This window comes from Fluviicola taffensis DSM 16823 (genome assembly GCF_000194605.1).
Lineage (GTDB): Bacteria > Bacteroidota > Bacteroidia > Flavobacteriales_D > Crocinitomicaceae > Fluviicola > Fluviicola taffensis.
In genome coordinates, this window is record NC_015321.1 from 2,107,931 (window position 1) to 2,129,938 (window position 22,008).

The 22,008-nt window shown below is 37.6% G+C and carries 13 protein-coding genes; 12 read left to right on the plus strand and 1 reads right to left on the minus strand.

Annotation, left to right across the window (positions count from 1 at the left end; translation table 11 throughout):
* Window positions 1–73: 73 nt before the first annotated feature.
* The 9 genes from FLUTA_RS09180 to FLUTA_RS09220 all read left to right on the plus strand — a co-directional run bounded on the left by FLUTA_RS09180 (window position 74) and on the right by FLUTA_RS09220 (window position 16,691).
* Window positions 74–1,585, plus strand: a complete 1,512-nt coding sequence (locus FLUTA_RS09180) for a T9SS type A sorting domain-containing protein (RefSeq protein ID WP_013686590.1) — start codon at window positions 74–76, stop codon at window positions 1,583–1,585.
* A gap of 120 nt (window positions 1,586–1,705) precedes the next feature.
* Window positions 1,706–3,970: an NADP-dependent malic enzyme gene (locus FLUTA_RS09185; RefSeq protein ID WP_043023743.1), complete on the plus strand. Its 2,265-nt coding sequence runs from the start codon at window positions 1,706–1,708 to the stop codon at window positions 3,968–3,970.
* Window positions 3,971–3,973: 3 nt separating this feature from the next.
* A complete protein-coding gene (gene ruvA, locus FLUTA_RS09190; protein ID WP_013686592.1) occupies window positions 3,974–4,552 on the plus strand; it encodes a Holliday junction branch migration protein RuvA in 579 nt (192 codons plus the stop codon).
* Window positions 4,553–4,590: 38 nt separating this feature from the next.
* The gene (sov, locus tag FLUTA_RS09195) at window positions 4,591–11,925 is read left to right on the plus strand and encodes a T9SS outer membrane translocon Sov/SprA (RefSeq protein ID WP_013686593.1); all 7,335 of its coding nucleotides are present in this window, start codon (window positions 4,591–4,593) and stop codon (window positions 11,923–11,925) included.
* A 1-nt stretch (window position 11,926) separates the two neighbouring features.
* Window positions 11,927–12,370 (plus strand): GNAT family N-acetyltransferase, encoded by a 444-nt coding sequence (locus FLUTA_RS09200; protein WP_013686594.1) that lies wholly within the window; start codon window positions 11,927–11,929, stop codon window positions 12,368–12,370.
* Between the two features lie 28 nt (window positions 12,371–12,398).
* Complete coding sequence (locus tag FLUTA_RS09205; RefSeq protein WP_013686595.1) at window positions 12,399–13,373, plus strand: hypothetical protein; 975 nt, start codon at window positions 12,399–12,401, stop codon at window positions 13,371–13,373.
* A gap of 62 nt (window positions 13,374–13,435) precedes the next feature.
* Complete coding sequence (gene purQ / locus FLUTA_RS09210) at window positions 13,436–14,122, plus strand: phosphoribosylformylglycinamidine synthase subunit PurQ (RefSeq protein ID WP_013686596.1); 687 nt, start codon at window positions 13,436–13,438, stop codon at window positions 14,120–14,122.
* Between the two features lies 1 nt (window position 14,123).
* Window positions 14,124–15,410: a phosphoribosylamine--glycine ligase gene (gene purD / locus FLUTA_RS09215; RefSeq protein WP_013686597.1), complete on the plus strand. Its 1,287-nt coding sequence runs from the start codon at window positions 14,124–14,126 to the stop codon at window positions 15,408–15,410.
* Window positions 15,411–15,434: 24 nt separating this feature from the next.
* On the plus strand, window positions 15,435–16,691 hold the full coding sequence (locus FLUTA_RS09220; protein ID WP_013686598.1) for a hemolysin family protein: 1,257 nt from the start codon (window positions 15,435–15,437) through the stop codon (window positions 16,689–16,691).
* A 149-nt stretch (window positions 16,692–16,840) separates the two neighbouring features.
* Here FLUTA_RS09220 and FLUTA_RS09225 read toward each other — a convergent pair whose 3' ends face one another.
* A complete protein-coding gene (locus tag FLUTA_RS09225) occupies window positions 16,841–17,707 on the minus strand; it encodes an aldose 1-epimerase family protein (protein ID WP_013686599.1) in 867 nt (288 codons plus the stop codon).
* A gap of 317 nt (window positions 17,708–18,024) precedes the next feature.
* Between FLUTA_RS09225 and FLUTA_RS20745 the strand changes: the two genes are divergently transcribed.
* The 3 genes from FLUTA_RS20745 to FLUTA_RS09240 are packed head-to-tail and all read left to right on the plus strand — an operon-like array spanning window position 18,025 to window position 22,005.
* Complete coding sequence (locus tag FLUTA_RS20745; protein ID WP_013686600.1) at window positions 18,025–19,284, plus strand: hypothetical protein; 1,260 nt, start codon at window positions 18,025–18,027, stop codon at window positions 19,282–19,284.
* Window positions 19,281–21,629, plus strand: coding sequence for a T9SS type A sorting domain-containing protein (locus tag FLUTA_RS09235; protein WP_013686601.1), 2,349 nt, complete (start codon window positions 19,281–19,283; stop codon window positions 21,627–21,629). Before FLUTA_RS20745 ends, FLUTA_RS09235 begins: the two co-directional genes overlap by 4 nt.
* Window positions 21,595–22,005 (plus strand): hypothetical protein, encoded by a 411-nt coding sequence (locus tag FLUTA_RS09240; protein WP_148235416.1) that lies wholly within the window; start codon window positions 21,595–21,597, stop codon window positions 22,003–22,005. Before FLUTA_RS09235 ends, FLUTA_RS09240 begins: the two co-directional genes overlap by 35 nt.
* The last annotated feature ends 3 nt before the right edge of the window (window positions 22,006–22,008 follow it).

Below are 22,008 nucleotides of genomic sequence, written 5' to 3' on the forward strand. Positions count from 1 at the left end.
AACGATTTATTGTTGTAATTTAAGCATTTAGATATATTTGTGTTAATCATTAAAACTATAAAATAAAACTCACATGAAGAAAATGTTACTTTCTATTGCTTTGCTTGCAGGTTTGTCGGCAAATGCGCAATTAGCAAACGGAAGCGTAGCTCCGAACTTTACTTTTACGGATCTTAATGGAACCTCTCATACATTGTACGATTATTTGGATGATGGTTACACTGTAATTCTTGATGTTTCTGCTGCTTGGTGTGGACCTTGTTGGACCTACCACAACACACACGCTATTCGTGATGTTTATGAGCAACACGGACCTACTGGAATGCCAAATGTACAGGCTGGTACAACAAATGACGCAATGGTTTTCTATATTGAAGGACAATTAACAAACACTGCTGCACAATTAAATGGTGTAAATGCAGGGAGTACTTATGCAACAGCAAGTCAAGGAAATTGGGTAAATGGAACTACTTATCCAATTTTAGATTTACCAAATAATGCTGCTGGTCAAGCATTCTTATCTGGATACCAAATTGGTTATTTCCCAACAATATATAAAGTATGTCCAAATCGTATCATTACAGAAGTTGGTACGGAAACAGCTGCTAATTTATATGCTGCAGTTGGAGCATGTCCTGCTCCTGCTTCTGCTCCTGCTGATGCAGCTATGCTGGCTTACAACACAGATACGGAAATTTGTCCAGGACAATCTTACACTCCTTCTGTGAAAATTCAAAACAATGGAACAACGTCATTAGCAAACGCTACTGTTTCTATTACATTGAATGGAACACAAGTTTCTACTGGGACATATACAGGAACTCTTGCAACTTATGGAGTAGCTACTGTTACTTGTTCACCGATTGCAGCTCCAGTGTCTGGAGCTTTGGTTGCAACAGTTACAACTACTGGTGATGCTGCTGCGTCAAATGGATCAATTACAACAGCATTGGTAATCGCTCCAATTGCGAATGGTATAACTGCTACAGTGAAGGTTGCTACAGATGCTTTTGGTTCTGAATTCACTTGGAACATCAAAAAATCTGGTGGTGCGATTGTAGCTCAAGGTGGGCCATATACAGATCATGGAAGTGGAGGTCAAGCAACTCCAGGTACTTATCCTGAGCCTGATGTGAATTTCACGTTGTCTCCAAGTGAGTGTTATACAATCACATTGATGGATGAATATGGTGATGGTTTTGATGGTACGCCAGGTAATGGATCATTCAAAATTCAAGTGAATGGTGCTGACTTAGTTGTTGCTCCAAGCTGGTCAACAGACGAATTGGTTAAAAAAATGGCGTCATCTGGAACTGCAAGCCTTGAAGATTTATCAGTAACAGATGTAACAGTTTACCCAAATCCTGCTTCAGGAATCGTAAATGTTGCTTTCGAAGCGAATGGCGGTGAGTACTCAGTTTCAATTTTAGATATCGCTGGACGTGTTGTTGCTACTAAAGCAATCTCAAGTGCTTCAGGATCTACAACAATTGAAATGCCGATTGCTGACTTGCAAGCTGGAAACTACTTTGTTTCAGTTTCTCAAGGAGCATCAACTCACACACAAAAATTGATGGTGAAGTAATTCACAGATAAACAATAGTGAAGCCCCTGACATTTATCGTCAGGGGCTTTCTTTTTCTATAAACATTGCGTCGTCTTGTCTTTAGTTTTATTAACTTTATCGCCCCTTACAATTCTATTTATGGCAAAAGTTCGCAAACAAGACGCATTGGATTATCATGCATCAGGTAGACCTGGTAAAATTGAAGTCATACCAACCAAGCCTTATGCTTCTCAGCGTGATTTATCTTTGGCTTATTCACCAGGAGTGGCAGAACCGTGCTTGAAAATTGCTGAAAACCCAGATGACGTTTATAAATACACAAGCAAGGCCAATCTTGTTGCTGTAATTTCTAATGGAACAGCAGTACTTGGCTTGGGTGATATTGGTCCATTGGCATCAAAACCAGTGATGGAAGGAAAAGGATTGCTGTTCAAAATTTTTGCAGATATCGATGTTTTTGACATTGAAATCGATGCAAAAGATCCCGAATTGTTTATTCAAACGGTAAAGGCAATTGCTCCAACATTTGGAGGAATTAACTTAGAAGATATTAAAGCTCCAGAAGCATTTGAAATAGAACGTCGTTTAAAAGAGGAGTTAGATATCCCTTTGATGCACGATGATCAACATGGTACTGCAATTATTTCCGCTGCTGCCCTTTTGAATTCATTGGAACTTGCTAAAAAGAAAATTGGCAAAGTGAAGATTGTCATTTCGGGAGCGGGAGCCGCTGCCATTTCCTGTGCTAAATTGTACATGGCTTTGGGAGCTTCTGTAAATAACATCTTTATGTTCGACAGCAAAGGATTGATTCATGCTGGAAGAACAGATTTGGATGAAATGAAGCAGATTTTTGCCACACATAAAAAAGAGGCAACTTTGGAAGAATCCTTTAAAGGAGCTGATGTGTTTATTGGCTTGTCAAAGGGAAATATTGTTTCGAAAGAGATGGTTGCTGCAATGGCTAAGAACCCAATTGTTTTCGCTTTGGCAAATCCTGACCCCGAAATTTCGTACCGAGATGCAATGGCAACCCGCGATGATATTATTATGGCAACAGGTCGCTCTGATCATCCTAATCAAGTGAACAATGTGCTTGGATTTCCATTTATTTTTCGAGGAGCGTTGGATGTTCGTGCAACAGGAATTAATGAAGAAATGAAGTTGGCGGCTGTAAAGGCAATTGCAAACTTGGCCAAGGAAACCATTCCAGAAGAAGTGATTGAAGCTTATGGTGAAAAACACATTTCCTTTGGAAGGGATCAAATTATCCCAAAACCATTGGATCCACGCTTGATTTACCATGTGGCACCTGCAGTTGCAAGAGCTGCTATGGAATCTGGAATTGCAAAGAATCCGATTACTGATTGGGATGAATATGAAATGATTCTCAAAAAGAGATTGGGATTAGACAATAAATTGGTTCGGAATCTAACAACAAAAGCACAAGGTAACCCGAAACGAGTAGTCTTTGCTGAAGCGGATAACGTGAAAATATTAAAAGCTGCTCAAAATACCGCAGAAGAAGGAATTTGTATTCCAGTTTTATTAGGAAAAAGACGAGTGATTGAATCTTTGGTGGCTGAATACTCGATTGAGATTCCGGATATGATTATCATTGATCCCAAATCGGATACAGAAAAAATGCGTCGTCAGATTTATGGAAAAGCATTTTTTGAAAAACGTAAGCGCAAAGGTGTCACGGAATATGAAGCTATTCAATTGATGCGTGAACGAAACCATTTCGGCGCTATGATGGTTGAAATGGGTGATGCTGATGCAATGATTTCTGGGTTGACTCGAAATTACAGAGATGTTGTTCGTCCAGCAATTCAAGTAATTGGTTTGCAGAAAGATGTGAAAACAGTATCTGGGGTTTATATCTTAAACACGAAAAGAGGACCTATGTTCTTGGCTGATACAACGATTAATACAAATCCTACTGCCGAACAAATTGCTGAAATCACTTTCAACGTTGCTAAAACACTTAGAAAGTTTAAAGTAACACCGAAGATTGCATTACTGAGTTATTCCAACTTTGGTTCTTCTCCAGGAGATGATTCCATTAAAATGGCTGAAGCGGTGAAAATTTTGCACGAAAACCACCCAACATTGATTGTAGATGGAGAAGTTCAAGCAAATTTCGCATTGAATAATGACCTGATGAATGAAAAATTCTCTTTTTCACAATTAGCAAATAAAGAGGTAAACACCTTAATTTTTCCAAATCTTTCTTCTGGAAATATTGCGTATAAATTGTTGCAAGAAATCACAGAGGGCGATGCAATTGGACCTATTTTGGTTGGGCTTAGAAAGTCCGTTCATGTTTTGCAAATGGGTTCTTCTGTTCGTGAAATTGTAAATATGGTAAAGGTTGCAGTTGTTGATGCACAAACGAAATAATTTATGATTACACACCTTAACGGACGTTTAATAGAGAAAAATCCAACTAATTTAATCATCGAGTGTGGTGGGGTTGGATACTTTGTGAAAATCTCTTTGAATACATTTTCCGCGATTTCTAGCACTGAGTCCGTAAAAGTATTAACACAGCAAATCATTCGTGAAGACGCACATTTGTTGTACGGATTTGCCACTTCAGAAGAAAGAGATATTTTTAATTTCTTATTATCGGTCTCAGGAATTGGACCTAATACTGCAATTTTGATGCTTTCTTCCATGTCACCTTCTGAAATTGCCAATGCAATACAAACGGAAGATGTACGTTCTATACAAGCGATCAAGGGAATTGGGGCAAAAACGGCACAACGGGTTATTATTGATTTGAAAGATAAGATGTTGAAGGTAGAATGGACTGAATCAACAAATATTTTCGCTGGAAACAATACAAACCGATTTGATGCGTTAACTGCTTTGATTTCTTTAGGTTTCGACAAGAAAAATGCAGAAAAAGCAATTGAAAAAATTGCCACTGGAGATGAATCTGTGGAAGATTTAATCAAAGGGGCCTTGAAAATATTATAAATACTTTGGAAAAAATTTTGAACGCTAACTACACGAGAGTGAACCAACTGTTTTTGACGGTTGTTTTCTGTTTTGTATCGCAAGTATTCTGGGCGCAACCTGCGGATACGACGGTTAAATTGCCGTTTCCGATTAATAATCCTTTGGATCCGACTCAAAACAATACGCAAACGTTTGATTTGGGTGATCCAACTGGCGTAAAGAAAAATATCGTCTTTGATCCAATTACGGGAAAGTATATTTTTTCTGAAACGATTGGGAATACAAATCTGAATTATCGAAATCCTTCTATGATGACTTTGGAAGAGTACTTGGAGTATGAGCGCCAAAAATCACTAAAGGAAAATTGGAAAGATAAAATAGATCAACAAACAGAAGAAGATAGAGCGTTAGAATTTCCAATAAAAATACCATCTAAAGTATTTACGAATTTTTTTGGCTCTGATGAGATAACCATTCGTCCACAAGGATCAATAGAGTTGGCTTTTGGTGTCAATTCGTCTCGTTATGATAATCCAATTTTACCCGTAAAACAACGGAAAATTACACGTTTCGATTTCCAACAACAAATCCAAATGAACATAGTTGGTCAGATTGGAACCAAATTAAAATTAAGTGCAAGTTACAATACGCAAGCAGCATTTGATTTTGATAACGTAACAAAGTTGGGATATTCTGGAGATGAAGATCAAATCATTCAGCGTATTGAATTGGGAAATGTAAGTTTTCCATCTTTCGGAGCATTGATTCCAGGATCACAAACTTTATTTGGAGCGTATGCTAAATTGCGATTTGGTGATTTAACTGTAGATGCGATTGGAGCATCTTCCAAAGGAAAAAGAACAGAGATTAATATTACTGGTAAAGCACAAATTCAACCCTTTGAAGTAAGTGCAGATAATTACGAAGCGAACCGTCACTATTTCTTGAATTTATTCTTCCACGATCAGTACAATGCATCGATGGCACAAATGCCAAATGTCGCTTCTGAGACCTATGTCACAAGAATGGAGGTTTGGGTCACTAATAGAATCAATAATACGGAAAACTCCAGAAATATTATTGCATTTTCTGATTTAGGGGAGTCAAAGCCAGCAAATCTCGTTGGTGCGCCAGGCTCTCTTCAAAATTCCCCATTCCCGAATAATAATTCGAATGGTTTGTACAATTATGCTTCCAACAATCCATCGATTAGAGGTTTTAATGGTGCGGTGTCTGAATTATCTTCACAAACTGCTACTCCAGGTCCATTTCAACAAGCTATTCACTACGAAAAAGTAGAAAATGCTCGAAAATTGGCAGAATCTGAATATACCTACAATGCTTTACTCGGTTTTATCTCTTTAAGTCAGCCTTTGAACAATGATGAGGTTCTTGCTGTGTCTTATGAATATACTTACCGCGGACAAACATTTCAAGTAGGAGAATTCTCTACAGATGGTGTTGCTGGTCAAAACACCTTGTTAATGAAGTTGTTGAAACCAACAATCACCAATCCCACCTTGAAAACTTGGGATTTGATGATGAAAAACATCTATTCCATCGGTGCATATCAAGTAGATCAAACAGGTTTCAAATTGAACATTTTCTACAATAATCCTGAAACCTCTGTACTTGCTCCAATTTTGCCATACGATAATCTAAATACCGAGCAGATTATTACATTGGTTGATATGGATCGTATGAACGTGAATAATCAACAATTTTCAGATGGATTATTTGATTTTGTACCAATCGTTTACAACGGACAAAAGGCTGAAACTGGAGGAACAATCAACACGAGAAATGGTCGTGTTATGTTTTCTACTACTGAACCATTTGGTGGAGTTCTAAAAAGTAAATTGATGACTGTAGGCGGACTTCCCGAATCACAAGCCGATAGAATTGCTTTTACGGAACTCTACGATTCCACAAAAACAGCTGCGCAACAAATTCCGGCAAAAAATAGATTTGTATTTAAAGGAGAATACCAATCGTCCGTTACTTCAGATATTTCCTTAAACGCACTGAACGTTCCTGAAGGAGCTGTTAAAGTTACTGCTGGTGGAATTCCAATGGTGGAAGGAGTCGATTATACGGTTGATTATAACTTAGGCCGCGTTAAAATCTTAAATACGGGAGTTTTAGAGTCAAATACACCGATTAAAATTTCCATTGAAAGTAATTCTGTGTTTGGGTTCCAGTCTAAATCGATGATCGGAACTCACTTAAATTACCGATTCAATAAAGACTTTAATATTGGCGCCACTTGGCTTCGAATGATGGAGCGTCCTGTGACACAAAAAGTGGATATAGGAAGTGAACCGTATAAAAATAATGTGATTGGTTTTGATATCAATTACCGAACAGAACTTCCTTTTTTGACCAAGTTTATTGATTTATTGCCCGTCATTTCTACGAAGGAAAAATCCTATTTGACATTTAAAGGTGAATTTGCACATTTGATTCCAGGAACGCCAAAGGCAATTTCAAAGGCTGGAATTTCATACGTGGATGATTTTGAAGGAAGCCAAAGTACTATTGATTTGCGTACGCAAAGTGCTTGGCGTTTAGCTTCAACTCCTCAAGGACAAAATGATCTTTTCCCTGAAGGAAATTTGAAAACATTGGCAAATGGCTACAAACGCTCTCTCATTGCTTGGTATTTGATAGACAATTTATTCTATGCGCGCAATAATTTAACCCCGCAACATATCAAAGATAACGCTGATCAGCTTTCTGATAGCCGTATTCGTCAAGTGAGCCAGATTGATGTTTTCCCCAATCAGCAGTTAACGTATGGTGCTATTCCAACCATTCAAATTTTGGAATTGGGTTATTATCCGAAAGATCGTGGGATGTATAACTACGATACAACAGCTACTGTTAATGCAGATGGAACATTTACCAATCCAGTTGATCGTTGGGGAGGAATTATGCGTTCTCTAACGACCAATGATTTTGAGCAAGCGAATGTTGAATTCATTCAGTTTTGGATTTTAGACCCATTTAATACGGATGCAATGGTGGCTACCCCAAATTTAAGTGGTGGTGATTTATACTTCAATCTCGGAAATATTTCAGAGGATGTGCTTTCCGATTCTCGGAAGAGTTTCGAAAATGGAATACCTCCATATGCAGGTGCAAATTATCCGGTTGTTACTACTCCTTGGGCAAAAGTGTCAACCCAACAAGTGGTTGTAAATGCCTTTGATAATGATCCAAATTCACGTGTTAATCAAGATGTTGGTATTGATGGTTATAAATCGAGTGAAGAGCAAACATCTTATTCCAGTTATGTTTCCTGGGTTCAATCTAATTCAACATTAAGTCCTGAAGCAAAGGCAAAAATGATTGCCGATCCATCGAATGATGATTATAATTTCTACAGAGATGATCAATATGATGAACAAGAATTAAATATTCTTCAGCGTTATAAAAGATATAATGGAATGGAAGGTAACTCTGCTACAACAGAGATGTCAGATACTATGAATCCGAATGGAGGAGGATATCCAACGCAAGCAAGAAATACACCAGATTTAGAGGATATCAACCAAGACAACAACTTATCCGAATCAGAGTCTTATTATCAATATAAAGTGAGCCTTCGCCCTTCAGATATGGTTGTTGGAAAGAATTTCATTACAAGTGTGGTGACTTACAATCCTGTTGGTTCAAATAAATCTGAAAAATGGTATCAGTTCAAAGTTCCAATTCGTGAGCCAGAAAAAGCAATTAATGGAATTCGCGATTTTAGAACGATTCGTTTCTTCCGGATGTTCTTGAAGGGGTTTGATGAGGAAGTAATTCTTCGTTTTGCAAAGTTGGAACTTGTGCGAGGGGAATGGAGAAAGTATTTATTGGATTTAGCTACTCCAGGTGAGATTATCCCAGGAGATCCAAACCTAACAACCTTTGATATTGGGGCATTGAACTTTGAAGAAAACAATGAAAAGCAGCCAATCGGATATCAAATTCCTCCTGGAATTCAGCGCGAAGTAGACCCTTCTCAGCCTGTTCAACGTCAAATGAACGAGCAATCTCTAACATTAGACGTATGTAATTTATTAGATGGAGATGCTCGTGCAGCATATAAAAATGTTCAATTTGATGTTCGTACATACAAAAAATTGAAAATGTTTGTACATGCTGAAGAAGTTGTTAAAAACACATTGAAAGATAAAGATGTGACACTTTTTGTGCGTTTAGGAACCGATTTCGTAGACAATTATTACGAATACGAGCTTCCTTTAAGCTTAACAACTTGGGGAACTAATAACGCAGATTATGTATGGCCAGAAGCTAACAATATGGAAATTGTATTCCAAGATTTGTTGGATTTGAAGAAAAGAAGAAATAATTTATTAGGGTCGGGTAGTTCCGGAGTGGCTTCCAATATTGAGTATGTTATTATTGACCCTCAAAATCCTGACCGTAGAATTAAAGTCAAAGGAAGTCCCAATTTACAAGGTATAAAAACCATTATGATTGGTGTACGTAATCCTGGAATTAATGATCCTAAACCTTGGGCAGATGATGGACTTACAAAATGTGTTCAAGTTTGGATTAACGAGTTACGTTTATCTGATTTCGTGGATGATGGTGGGTCTGCAGCAATTGCTCAAATGCAAGTACAAGCCGCTGATTTTGGTAGTTTCTCTTTATCTGGAAATTACTCAGGAGTAAACTGGGGTGCCGTTGATTCTCGCGTGCAAGAACGTCAGAGAAATCAGAAAATCGGAATGGATTTCCAAACAAACATGCAATTGGGGCAATTCCTTGGTAACAGAATCAAGTTATCGATTCCGTTCTTTTATGGATATTCACTTGGAATTATCAATCCAGAATACGATCCGTTTAATCCAGATATTAAGTTACGTGAATACGAAGCTGGCCAGAGAAAAAGTATAGCGAAAATAGCCCAAGATTATACCCAACGTAAATCGTATAATTTCCAAGGAGTAAGAAAAGAAAGAGCAGCTGGCAAAAAAGCGCATTTCTACGATGTTTCAAACTGGACATTGGGTTATGGATATAGTGAAAATTTCCACCGAGATTTCAACACGAATTATGACCGAACGAAGCAATGGAAGGGAAGCTTAGCATATGCTTATACATTTGACAATAAGCCATTTGAGCCATTCAAGAAGACCAAATTCATGCAAAAGTCGAAGTGGTGGGGCTTAATTCGCGAAACTAGTATTGGGTATTTGCCTAAAACGATTGCATTTACAAACGATTTACAACGTAATTACAACGAAAGACAAATCAGAAACACCATTGATACTTCTGCGAATGCATTTCAATATAGGCCAGTCTATGTGAAAAATTTCCAATGGAATAGAGGATATAGACTTGGATGGGATTTGACCAAAAATTTGAAACTTAGCTTTAACGCCAACAATCGTTCGATTTTCGTTGAAGGTGATGGACAAGTAGATCGTAGAGATAATCCAGAAAGTTATCGAAACTTTAGATCTACTGTTTGGAATCAAATGGGAACATTTGGAACAACAATGGATTATACACACGACTATAATTTCTCATACAATGTTCCATTTAATGTGATTCCGGCATTGGATTGGTTAAACGGAAACGCGAAATATACAGGAACTTATAATTGGCAGCGATCTCCTCTTGGACAAGAAGAATACGGTCACATTGTTCAAAATAGTAGAACAATTAATGGACAACTTCAAGCAAATTTGACCAATCTGTACAACAAAATTCCATTCTTCAAAAAAGTGAATAATGGAGGTAATAGTGCAAATAAACCTGTTGCAAGACAGAGAGCTGGTATGGATCCAGTGGATAGTAAACCAGAAGAAGCGAAAAAACCAGAAGCGTCGCTGGAGTTAAAACCGCCAAAACCTTTGGAGGAAATGACCAAGAAGGAACGTCGTCAATGGGAGCGCAAAAAACGCAAACATGAGCGTAAACAGAAAAAGAAGAAAGAGAATAAGGTGAACCCAATTGTTGGATTTGGTGCACGTTTATTAATGAGTGTTCGAAATGTTTCAGCAACTTATAACCAAACTGACGGAACGTTATTACCAGGATATAATCAAGTTGCTCGACATTTAGGATTTAATCCTTCTTATGGCTCAGCAATGACTGGTTTTATTTTCGGACAACAATCATATACTGTAACAGGAAGAGAAACAGGGTATAATTTTGCCCAAACTGCAGCGGATAACAATTGGATGGTAAGAAACCCAGCGTTGAATCGTCAGCATACATTAACACATAGTAAAACATTTAATGCTCGCGCTACTTTAGAGCCGATTAAGGATTTGACAGTTGACTTGTCATTGAATAGAACGTTTACTGAAAACACCAATGATTTCTTTAGATTCGATTCAGCGGCGAATGTATTTCAATCGCAAAGTCGTTTCCAAACATCGACACTTTCTTATTCAACAATCTCAATCGGAAGTGCTTTTGAAAAGCTTTCTGCAGGTTATGAATCAGGAAACTTCAAGCAAATGAGAGAAACTACGCAAACGGTTTCAGATTTGTTGGGCAGTCAAAATGGAAACTCTTCTGGAAGTTCTGGAGGATACCGAGATGGATATGGAATTTCTCAACAAGAAGTTGTGATTGGTGCCTTCTTATCTTCCTATACGAATGGAAAATTAAATCAACGTTCGGTTAATCCGTTTAAAGCGATGCCATTGCCAAATTGGACAGTGAACTACAATGGTTTGGCCAAATTTGCAATCATGAAGAAATTGGTGAAGAACTTTGTTGTTCGTCATGCATATTCATCAACTGTTACTTTGGGTCAGGTTCAATCGAATTTGAATGCAGCATTTGATCAAAATGGAGCAGCGATGAATCGAGATTTGAACCAAAACTTTATTTCGGAAATGAATATTCAAACGGTTACTATTTCAGAACGTTTTTCTCCGCTAATTGGATTTGATGCAACGTGGAACATCGGAAACAAGAAAACAGGTCAAAGTCAAGGATTAATTACGAAGTTTGAGATTAAGAAAGACCGTTCTGCAACACTTTCCTTGAACAACAATCAGGTCACTGAAGTTCTCGGAAATGAAATTATTGTTGGTGCGGGTTACAAATTCCCGAAAGTGAGATTGCCATTCAAAATTGGAAAAATCCGACCAGATAATCCGTTGAATATCCGTTTTGACTTTACATTCAGAGATAACTTAACGGTTATCCGTAAAATCGTTGAGTCTACTGAACAAGCTACTGCAGGTCAGAAAGTAATTTCTATCAAATCGTCTATTGACTATAACATTGGTGCGAATCTAGTAGTTCAATTCTACTACGATCAGGTGATTACAAATCCTAAGATTGCTACTTCCTATCCCACAGGAAATATGAGTACTGGTATCCGGTTCCGATTTAATTTGGGAGGTTTGTAAAATGACTATTCGGGAAGCGAAATTAGGAGATGAACAGGCAATCCATGGATTGATTTGTGAATTGGCTCTGTATGAAAAAGCTCCTGATGAAGTAACCAACACAGTTGAAAAACTAGCAATCGACTTGTTTACAGATCGCGTTTGTGAAGCTTTGGTAATAGAGAATGAGGATTCAGAAATAGTAGGATTTGCTTTGTACTATTTGTCTTATTCGACTTGGAAAGGAAGGTGTTTGTATTTGGAAGATTTCTATGTGCAACCCGATTTTAGAAGGGGAGGAATTGGTTCCAGTTTATTCTTAAGAGTGGTTGAGATTGCTAAAAGCTGGGATGCAAAACGAATGGACTGGCAAGTATTGGATTGGAATGAACCCGCTATTGAATTCTATAAAAAGCATCAAGCCGTCTTAGATCCTGAATGGGTAAACGGTCGTTTGTTTTTCTAATTTCTAAATTTACGACTAACTTCGTGGTATGATATTGCGTCCATTTTTAGGGAACCGTCCTTTAGTATTGCTTCTCTTGATTCCACTTGTTATAGGGTTTCAACTGCTAAATGCGCATTTTAAATTTCACGCTCTCATTGATATTGTTGACCTTGGATTATGGGGGAAAACAACTGTTTTAAGTCATTGGTGGACATCCATTGTTGCTTCTGTGATTGTTCTGGCAAATGCATTACAACTCAATTTTTTGTTCAATCAACACGAGTTTTTAGATAAGAATAATTACGGACCATCCTTGTTTTATGTGGTCTTGATGAGCTTTTCACATTCCTTTTATCAAGTAGATTCTGTTTTGATTTGTCATGTCTTATTATTGCAGGCTGTTCGATTATTATTCCGCTTGAAATCATCTGAAACAAACCTTCAGTCTTCGTTCAATAGCGTTTTATTTATTGGTCTTTCAGCTTCTTTTCTTCCTCCAAGTGCTGCTTTGATTGTTCCTTTTTGGTTTTCTGCTTGGGCTTTGCATCCGTTTAGTTTCAGACAATGGCTCTTAATGATTATTGGATTCTTGATTCCGGTTGGGAATGGATTGGCTTATTGGTGGATTTCTGGACATTCATTTTCAACCCGTATTTTGAGACACTCTTCAATGATCAAGTATGAAGATGTTTTCTTTTACGGGACAACCGCAACCATTGTGATTCTCTTTCTATTGAGCATCATCGGAATTCAAATTAGACTTCGGGTGAGTAACATCCGTTTTAAGAAGTTAAATCGCTCCTTGGTTTGGATTTTAATTGGAACTTTGCTTTTAGGAGTTGCCGAAATCATTTTTTATCAACAGTCTGAATGGATTAGTTTACTCTTCATTCCGCTGGCATTCTTCTTTACTTTCGCCTTTATTCATAGGATTTGGCAACGAGTAGCAAGCATCTTTTTTTATGTGACACTTATTCTAGCTGTTGCTAAATTTTTCCTCATTTCATACATGGTTGTCTAAGGAGATTGACTAACTTTGTTGCCATTCATGAATTGACGGGCTTCCGTCGCAAAAATAGATCAATGAAATTTGGTGTTGTTACCTTTCCGGGTTCCAATTGTGATGAAGACATGGTATATGTCCTTGAAACAATCATGGGCCAACAAGTAGAACGTTTATGGCATAAAGATACCAGCTTAAAAGGGGTAGATTTTGTAGTCCTTCCAGGCGGATTCTCCTACGGAGATTATTTACGTTCAGGAGCGATTGCAAAACTGTCTCCAATTATGGGTGAAGTAATGAATCATGCGGATAAAGGTGGTTACGTAATGGGTATTTGTAATGGTTTCCAAATCTTGACAGAAAGTGGTTTGTTACAAGGAGCTTTGTTGCATAACAACAATCAGAAGTTCATTTGCAAGAATGTGTATTTGAAACCTGCAACTTCAAACAGTGCAATCACAAAAGGACTAGATGCTGCAAAAGCCTATAAAATTCCGATTGCTCATGGAGAAGGACGTTTCTTTGCACCAGAAGATACCATGAAATCTATTTTGGATAATGATCAAGTATTGTTTCATTATGTGAATGAAGAAGCTCAGGTTTCGGATTTAAGCAATCCAAATGGGTCTATGCACGACATCGCGGGAATTTGTAATCCAGGTAGAAATGTATTTGGAATGATGCCTCATCCAGAAAGAGCTGCTGATGCTGCTTTGGCAAATGAAGATGGAAAACGTTTCTTTGAATCAATTTTGAAATACTGTTAATATGCGCATTTTATTGTTGGGTTCAGGTGGAAGAGAGCATGCAATTGCTTGGAAAATTGCTAAAAGTTCTCACTTGGAAAAATTATTTATCGCTCCAGGAAATGCTGGAACTCGACTTCATGGAACAAATGTGGACATGTCTGCAACGGACTTTTCTGCGATTAAGGCATTTGTTCTTGCAGAGAATGTAAACATGGTTATCGTTGGACCTGAAGATCCATTGGTTTTAGGAATTCACGATTTCTTTTTAGCAGATGCTCAATTGAAAAGTGTTCCCGTTATCGGACCAAATAAAGAAGCCGCCCAACTAGAAGGAAGTAAGGATTTTGCGAAAGCATTTATGATGCGTCACAATATTCCAACTGCCAAATATGCAACTTTCACCAAAGATACTTTAGAACAAGGATACAAATTCTTGGAAGGAATGAAAGCTCCTTACGTCTTGAAAGCAGATGGTTTGGCTGCTGGAAAAGGAGTATTGATTCCTGAGACATTGCCAGAAGCAAAAGCTGAATTGAAAAGCATGCTAGCTGATGCTAAATTTGGAGATGCTTCTTCGCGTGTAGTTATCGAACAATTTTTAAAAGGAATTGAATGCTCTGTGTTTGTTTTAACAGATGGAGATTCGTATAAAATTCTTCCCGAAGCGAAAGATTACAAACGCATTGGTGAAGGGGATACTGGTTTGAACACTGGAGGAATGGGAGCTGTTTCCCCCGTTTCATTCTGTGACAAAACATTTATGGATAAGATTGAAAATCAAATCATTATCCCAACTGTTAAAGGATTGAAATCAGAAGGTATTGTTTACAAAGGATTCATTTTCTTTGGAATCATCAACGTGAAAGGAGAACCTTACGTAATTGAATACAATTGCCGTATGGGAGATCCTGAAACAGAAGTGGTGATGCCTCGCTTAAAATCAGATTTAATCGATTTATTGGAAGGTGTTGCTACAAACACACTTTCTGAATGTGATATTCAGTTCGAAGAAAGAAGCGCTTGTACGATTATGATGGTTTCAGGAGGTTATCCGGATGCTTACCAAAAAGGCAAGGTCATCAATGGAATCAATAGCGTAACGGATAGTTTGGTTTTCCATGCAGGAACTTCAAGCGATGGACCAGTTGTTTTATCCAATGGAGGACGTGTTTTAGCAGTTACTTCTTACGGAAGAAACCTAGAAGCAGCTCTGGAACGTTCATATGCGAGTATTGAGAAAATTTCTTTCGATGACGCTTATTTTAGAACCGATATCGGATTTGATGTTCTTTCTAAGAAAAATTAGTACTTTTCTACTTTAAGTAGTTGAATGGATTCTTCCGTTATAATTATTCTTGCATCATTACTATTTTCTGCTTATTCTTCAGGAATGGAGATAGCCTTTGTTTCATCCAATCGACTGAAAGTTGAGCTTGACCGGGGTAAAAACTCTTGGTACAGTAAGCTTCTCAATGTTTTTTATGGGAATGATGGACATTTCTTAGCAACGCTTCTAATTGCCAATAATGTTGGTATTGTCATCTTCGGAATGTACATGGCGGAAAGTTTGGATCCACTGATTGAACTATGGGGAATCAAGCAAGAATACCTCGTTGTCTTCATTCAAACGATTATCTCAACCCTTATTGTTTTAACGATAGCAGAGTTTTTTCCAAAAGTTGTTTTTCAAATCAATCCCAATGGAATTTTCCGTTTACTATCCGCTCCAATGTGGCTCGTTTATTGGGTTTTGTATATTCCAACCAAACTGATTGTGTGGATGAGTAATGGATTATTGCGCATCTTCGGAATTCGAGTAGAACAATCTGAAAAGGTATTTTCTAAGACTGATTTGCAGCATTTTGTGCAAGATGTCAATGAGCGTATGGAAGACGAAGCCGATTTGGTGAATGAGATCCAAATTCTTCAAAACGCACTCGATTTCTCCAAAATTAGAGCGCGCGACTGCATGGTTCCACGCATGGAAATTCAAGCGATTGATGTGGAAGAAAGCATTGAGAATTTGTTGGCAAAATTTGTAGAAACACGGTTATCAAAGTTGTTGCTTTACAGAGATTCGGTCGATAATATTATCGGTTATGCACATTCCTACGAGTTATTCAAAAAACCAAGTACCATTACACAAATTCTGCGACCAATTTCCTTTGTGCCAGAAGCAATGCCAGGGAAAGAGTTGCTGGAACTATTCACCAAGCAAAGCCAATCTGTTGCGGTAGTTGTGGATGAATATGGAGGAACATCGGGTGTTGTAACGATTGAAGATGTCATCGAACAAATTTTCGGAGAAATTGAAGATGAGCACGACGATGAAACATGGTTGGAAGAACAAATTGACGAAACGACTTACCGTTTTTCTGCAAGAGCCGATATTTCCTACTTGAATAGAACGTATGGGTTGAAATTGCCTGAATCGGATTCGTATGAAACATTGGGTGGATTAGTCATTAATCAGTTGGAATCCATTCCGCAGGGTGGAGAAGAAATAGAAGTTGAAAAATGGATATTGATTGTGGAAGAGGTAACCGATCGACGGATTGAGGTTATTCGGATGGTTTTTGCAGGTTAGTAAAATGGTCAGTTGTTAGTAAATTTACTAACATACTACTATAGAAACCTTGAGATTTCAACTGCACAGATTGCTTGATGATATCCGAATAATTCTTGCAGGCTAGTAAAATTGGGAGTTGTTAGTAATTTTACTAATTTGCTAAATGACTATTTTAGAACCGATGGGATTTCAATAATATAATTGACACTCTTTTTCTCTGCTGCTTTCAGCTCAATAATCCCTTCTTTGTCTTCCAACTTTCCACTCGAATCCACTTTATCTGCCCATCCCCACCATGGTTCTATGCATAAAAACGGAGCATCCTTTTTCGTCCAAAAGCCAATTGCAGTCCACGAGTCACATTTCATGTGTACAAGTGTTTCCCCATCTTGGTTTTTCAAGCACACAGACCTAAATGTTGGGTTTTTCATCACAAAAGCATCGTTTTCAAACAGCTCTTCACTCAGATTCAAATGATGAGAAACGCCATAATAAGTGGATTCTCCCGAAAAATAACTTCCCACGAGTTCTTCTCTTTCCAGCTGAACATCCGAATCAAACTCCAAGTAATAGTTTCCAATCGATTCCTCCAAGTGAAAAGCAGGATGTCCGCCTACCGAATAATACAACGGTTCAGTTCCTGTATTTTGGGTTTCATAAGATAGAGTAATTCCAGCTTCTGAAAGTGAAAAACACACATCAAATACAAACGAAAACGGATAGACATGTATCGATTCAGGATCTGAAATCAAGCGTAATCGAACCGAACTTTCTGTTTGTTCCACGACCTCAAATTCCCTGTCGCGCGCAAATCCGTGTTGACTCATTTGATACGATTTCCCTTGAAACGTGTAGCTGTCATTCACTAATTTTCCCACAATCGGAAACAGGTTTGGTGCAACTCTGTTCCAATGATCCGTTTGTTTGGACCAAAGGATATTTGAGTCTGAATTCTTTCCTAAAAAAAGGAGTTCTGCGCCATGTAGATTGATTTCTGCGCGAATCGAATTGGTTCGAAGTTCAAGTGTTTTCATCTGTTAGGGAAGTTAGGAATTTTTTCAACTGAAAGCACATTTCTTCGTGAATTTTGACTCGTTAAACAAGAAAACAAGTCCATTAACATGCATACTTTACCAATCCTTAAAACGTGAGAGGGAAAGAAGGAACTCCGATAAAAGTGTTTCAACGATGTTTGTTTTTTCTAAAAAATGGCTATAGATGTGGATTTCAAGAAAGAAATAAAAACCTACTAGTTTAGTTGAATTAATCAGCTATTTGTTAAATTTTAATCTTGCGTGTTTTTGATTTAAAAATAATTTTAGATTTGACTCGGATTAAATGACTACTATTCATGAAAAACACACTATTCACACCTACTATGGTTTTTAAAAGCCTTGTATTATTAAATTTTTGTACGATTTCAGCAGCTTCTTTTGCTCAAACAAACACCTTGCCTACAACAGGAAATGTAGGAATTGGAACGACAACTCCTTCCGAACGACTAACGGTTAATGGCTCGGCTCGAATTGATTCAGCCTTAGTTGTAAAGGATTCTGTAAGAATCAATAAAAACTTACGGGTCGATCAAGATGTACGCTTTTTGGGTGAAACAAAGATGAAAGACGTAAAAGTAACAGATGAGTTTGTTGTAAACGGTTTGTCGAAATTGAACGGCGATATTAAATTCCCAAATGTTCCTTTGGCAACCAACTACAGCGAATTGAATTTTTTGATCATGAATCAAAATGGGATGCTAAAAAAAGGTTCAGGAGATGAATTTGTAAATGCATTGAAAATCTTGATGTATTCTGCTCCAAATCCGATAACCCCTATAAATATTTGTCTGGACAATCCGTATACTCCTACTTGGGGGAATGGAATCAATAAATTATTTGTTGAGTGTCCTGATGTGAAAGTAGGAATCGGAACCATAAATCCTAGCCATCAATTAACAGTCACAAAGACCTCTAAATTCGGAGAACACATGTGGGTAGATAAAACCTTGTCAATAGGTGCTGATCTTCAGGGAATAGGAAAAGTTTATCTCTCTAACAAAGATAAAGTTGCCGCAATTCATGTAAATACTACTGGAAATAATGAAGCATATCAGCGCTTATTGTTCCTTGAGTATGACAATCCAAATACAAAAATCTTAGAGGTAATCAATACAGCAACTAACAGAATACCATTTAGTTTAAAATCAGATGGTGCGATGGATATTGATAATGGTATAGGAAACATCTTTCATTTGGGAACGAATGGCATGTTGAGCATTGGAACGGGTACTACTGAAACATTCCGTGTGGAAGCAGATGGACTTACGAGAGCACGTAAAATTAAAGTAGATACGCAAGTATGGCCAGATTACGTTTTTGAAGAAAATTATCAATTAATGCCTTTAGAAGAACTAGAAGCATTTTTACTCAAAAGCAAGCACCTGCCAAAAGTGCCGAGCCAAGATGAAATGGTGAAAAATGGAATTGATGTTGCTGAAATGAACATTGTTTTAATGGAGAAAGTGGAAGAGTTGACCCTTTATTTGATCCAACAAAATAAGGAAATTGAACAATTGAAAACGGATGTAGAACGCTTAAAAATTCAAAAGCCATGAGAAGTTTGAAATTAACAAGTTCCTTGTGGATTCTGATGTTGGTAGTCATTTTTACCCAAGATGTTTATGCACAATATCCAACACCCAATATGCCAGGTTGGCATGCGAAATATTGGTTCTACAGATGGCGTTTGCGCAATGATTTTATGGTGATGGGGGATGGTCCCGGACAAAGCTTAGTTGCAGAATCAAGAAACTTAGGAAGAAATGAATACATGGCTTGGTCCGACTGTATGATTATGCACGGCTATTACTTAACCATGTTAGCTATTGAACATCGCATTTTAGAGGAAAAAGGAAGATGGGCTGATTTAAAGAACAATGAACGAGAATTGTATTATGCCATCAAAGCATTTGAGCGAGTAGATGACATATCCGAAACATTTTATTCAGGCCAAGGGGATAAAGGTGATGAGGAAGCTTTCAGACTTGGTGATTGGACACTAAGCCATGATGTCAACGGATACTTTCACAGAGATGATGTGCCGCCCGATTTTATTAATCGGAACCAGTGGATTGATACCTTTAATTATATCGCCCCAGACTTTACTACAAACTATTACAAACTCAAAAGTGGAAAAACGGGTATCGATTACGGAGCCGATTTAAAATATAATCGCAGTGCGTATAGTGATTTATGGGAAGATAATATTCAAGGTTACCAACATTCACCTCATAAATTAGATGCCAAACAATTTCCAATTGTTAATTTTAAAAAGGGAGAAGAAGAGGAAGGTTATTATGGATACAGCGAAGCCAGTGTGGATCAGATTATTCGTTTACTCCTTGGTTTTTTTACCATTACGAAAAGTATTCCGAATGTATATTATGACATTGACCTGGATAAAGATGGAGACATCGACGTTTCGTTTAATATTAACGAACAGGCGCGAAGACACAGCACCAATATTCTGGGCAGATTAGCTGGTAAATTTAGTGGCACTTTGGATGTTGCCAGTCCCTATTCACCGACAACTTGGGCATATCCATCACTACATCTCCATGCTACTGGTGGCAATGGATATTGGACCGTTATTAACCCAAGAGGCAATCAAGTCTCGGAAGGAGCGGTAATTTTCAATTACATGCCCCCCATGCAAAAAGTTTCCGCACCACTTTTTACATCCAATAATGATTTGGAAATTACGAATGCGACTCATGCTGCGTTTCCAGCATCCTCCCTGTATACCACATGGTGGAATTCTGGATTAAATGGTTACTCGGAACCAGGAAATGTGAAAATGTCGTTAATCTTGAATGCTATTTCTAACAGTGGTTCAGGTGTTTTACCTGTAGGAACCTTTATTTACAACAAAAGTGCTGACCATCATTATCAAGCACTATACACGCCTCTTTACGATTATCTCTGGGGGTGGAATCCCTCCTTACAAGTTAATAAGAATAAAAAAGCTCAAGCTTATCAATACGCTAGTGAAATGCTTAGCATGGCACCTTGCGTTGGGCCGCATAATTTCTGTAAGACTAACACAATTGACTCTCAATGGGGCTTTACTTATCCACCTTTTTCAGATAATCAAGATCCTGACGGAATTCCATATTACTGGAATGTTCCCTTTGTCTTTGATAATAACCATGATCAATGGGATGATGGATTGGATCTTACGGAAGGATGGTTTTCAGGAGTGGATTACATGATGCTTTATAATTTGGTCTATGCAAATAATGATGAAGCCCAACCCTTGTATCACGATTTAATTAACCGCTTAATTGATTATGATATAAATACAGATTCATACACTAATTTGATGAACGTTTCTGGAGTAGGGTTAATGCTTGGAGCTTTTGAAAACATGAAGATTACTGGAAATATTTATGGAAGTACACCAGTTACGGTTAAAGCTTTAGAGTATGTTCAAATTGATAATGGATTAATCGATCCTTTTCCAAACGGTTCTGTAACCATTGAAACAGGGAAGGTTACTTGCGGGAATGATTTCACTTCTCAAAACACTCCCTATTCTATTGATCAATGCCAAACCTGTAATTTAGAAGAGCAGCTAGGAACCCTGTTCATTCCTGAAACATCTGGTAAGAGTGAAAGCAACTACATGGAAATGCCAGAATTGGAAGAAGACAACAGATTAGGAATCAATGAGTCCGATGAATCAACAATTTCAATATTTCCGAATCCTACTTCAGATTTCTTTGTAATTTCCGAATCGTTTCAGGAAATTATTATTTTAGATCAAAACGGTTCTGAAGTAAAACGGTTCGATAACCGTGCGCAAATATGCGACATTCAAAAATTGTCTTCCGGACTGTATACGTTAATTATTAAACTCAATGAATATGAAACCGAACATATTAAACTGGTTAAGATATAGTAGTGTCCTCGTTTTCGTTCTTCTTTCATGTAAGAAAGAGGAAAATCGAATTTTTGACGACTTCCAACCTGGAAGGTTTGACTTTATTTGGATATCAGATCATAACGGAATTAAAGACACCCTGAAAGGCGAAGTCTCTGGACCATATCACCTGGGAGGAGGTTATTTTTTTCGAAAGCATCTCACATTTGGTGAGGATAATATGTCCTTTATGTTCTCTTCCAGAAGCAATGGAGTAACAATTGATAATATCAGTATTTACCAAACTCAATTTGATGCCAAAATCAGTAATTATACAATTTCTGATAATAATTTGAATGTCGATTTTAATAAACAAGACACATTGATTGGCTCTTTTAATTTAACACGTATATAATCT

Coding starts and splice junctions, on each gene's coding strand:
- FLUTA_RS09180 (WP_013686590.1), top strand. CDS start 74: ATGAAGAAAATGTTACTTTCTATTGCTTTGCTTGCAGGTTTGTCGGCA.
- FLUTA_RS09185 (WP_043023743.1), top strand. CDS start 1,706: ATGGCAAAAGTTCGCAAACAAGACGCATTGGATTATCATGCATCAGGT.
- ruvA (WP_013686592.1), top strand. CDS start 3,974: ATGATTACACACCTTAACGGACGTTTAATAGAGAAAAATCCAACTAAT.
- FLUTA_RS09200 (WP_013686594.1), top strand. CDS start 11,927: ATGACTATTCGGGAAGCGAAATTAGGAGATGAACAGGCAATCCATGGA.
- FLUTA_RS09205 (WP_013686595.1), top strand. CDS start 12,399: ATGATATTGCGTCCATTTTTAGGGAACCGTCCTTTAGTATTGCTTCTC.
- purQ (WP_013686596.1), top strand. CDS start 13,436: ATGAAATTTGGTGTTGTTACCTTTCCGGGTTCCAATTGTGATGAAGAC.
- purD (WP_013686597.1), top strand. CDS start 14,124: ATGCGCATTTTATTGTTGGGTTCAGGTGGAAGAGAGCATGCAATTGCT.
- FLUTA_RS09220 (WP_013686598.1), top strand. CDS start 15,435: ATGGATTCTTCCGTTATAATTATTCTTGCATCATTACTATTTTCTGCT.
- FLUTA_RS09225 (WP_013686599.1), bottom strand. CDS start 17,707: ATGAAAACACTTGAACTTCGAACCAATTCGATTCGCGCAGAAATCAAT.
- FLUTA_RS20745 (WP_013686600.1), top strand. CDS start 18,025: ATGAAAAACACACTATTCACACCTACTATGGTTTTTAAAAGCCTTGTA.
- FLUTA_RS09235 (WP_013686601.1), top strand. CDS start 19,281: ATGAGAAGTTTGAAATTAACAAGTTCCTTGTGGATTCTGATGTTGGTA.
- FLUTA_RS09240 (WP_148235416.1), top strand. CDS start 21,595: ATGAAACCGAACATATTAAACTGGTTAAGATATAGTAGTGTCCTCGTT.